1 protein-coding gene is annotated in these 1687 nt (G+C 43.3%); it reads left to right on the top strand.

Features of this window, described 5'->3' with window-relative positions; genetic code table 11:
- Positions 1-79: 79 nt before the first annotated feature.
- Positions 80-1641 (top strand): IS3 family transposase gene (locus ACH8E3_RS16600; protein ID WP_458633759.1). Its coding sequence is split into 2 segments (ribosomal slippage): positions 80-544 and positions 547-1641, totalling 1560 coding nucleotides; the frame shifts between segments, so codons are not numbered across the junction.
- Positions 1642-1687 lie beyond the last annotated feature (46 nt).

Raw genomic sequence — 1687 nt, 5'->3', positions numbered from 1 at the left:
CCCCCTGTGTCACAATAGTTGTCGTACCTCTCAATAGAATATACAGTAGTTAAAAAGAGAGAATGAGGTGGAGCGACAAATGGCTAGATATAGTAATGAACTGAAACAAAAGATTGTGGTACGGATGATGCCTCCGAACAATGAATCGGTCAATCAGATTGCTAGAGACAGTGGTCTATCTGAAAATACGCTATACAAGTGGCAAAAGGAAGCACGTGCAAATGGATTTGCTATTCCCGGTGGTGAAAAGGAATCAGAGAAATGGAGTACCCGAGATAAGTTTTCCATTGTCGTCGAGACAGCTACGTTAAGTGAGATCCAGTTGTCTGAGTACTGTCGATCGAAAGGTCTGTTTGTAGAGCAAGTGGAAGCCTGGCGTGATGCTTGTATGCAAGCCAATGGCGGCGTTGCCGAACAAGCTTCAAGACTGGAAAAAGAACTACGAGACAAAGAACGTGAGAACAAGAATCTTGCTCGTGAATTAAAACGAAAAGATGCTGCATTAGCCGAAACCGCAGCCCTACTCGTATTGAGAAAAAAGGCCCGAGAGATCTGGGGGGACCCCGAGGAAGAATGATTCCTGCCTCAGATCGAAAGATTGTCATCACACTCATTGGAGAAGCTGTACAAGCTGGGGCACGAGAAAGACTAGCATGTCAGGAACTTGCTATTACCCAGCGAACGTTACAGCGTTGGCGCAGTAACCGATCACCTTTGGAAGATCAACGTCCATATGCCATAAAGAAAGCACCTTCTCATAAGCTTAGTGAACCTGAAGTACAACAAATTACTGAAGTGATTAACCAAGCCGATTTTAAGAGTTTACCACCTAGTCAGATTGTTCCTAGACTCGCAGACCAAGGGATTTATCTCGCTTCAGAGTCTACCTTTTATCGGGTGATGCACAAACATAAGCAACAGCATCATCGTGGCCGTAGTATGAAGCCTACAGCGAAGCCACTTACAAGTCACTTTGCAACAGAACCGAATCAAGTATGGATGTGGGATATTACCTGGTTGCAGGGTCCAGTGAAGGGTCTATTCTACTATCTCTATCTCATTCTCGATTTGTATAGCCGAAAAATCGTAGGTTGGGAGATTTGGGATGAAGAATCTTCTGAATACGCTAGTCAACTCATGCGGAGAACCGTGCTGAGTGAGCAATGTGTCGTTCGAAATAGTCCACTCATATTGCATTCAGATAACGGTAGTCCTATGAAAGGTGCAACTTTACTAGAAACCCTATACGACCTTGGTATAACGCCTTCTAGAAGTAGACCTCGAGTGAGTAATGATAATCCCTATGCAGAGTCTATTTTTAGAACATGTAAGTATCGACCGGATTTCCCCATTAAAGGGTTTCAATCTAGGGATGAAGCACGGGAATGGACACTACGATTTGTCCGTTGGTATAACATGGAGCATCGCCATAGTGGTTTGAAATTCTTGACTCCCAATCAAAGACATGAGGGTCGATCTGAGGAAATCTTTGAGAAAAGAAAGCAGGTCTATGAAGCAGCAAAAGCGAAGCATCCTAGTCGTTGGTCTAGACAAATACGCAATTGGGATCTGGATAAAAAGGTATGGCTCAATCCAGAAAAAAATGGTGTTATTGATACTGATAAAGAACAAATCAAATAACTACATAAGTTCTATAGAATCGCGACAACTATCTTGACAACTACCG

This window comes from Paenibacillus sp. CMAA1364 (assembly GCF_054373195.1).
This window is presented reverse-complemented; position numbering and strand designations above follow the sequence as displayed.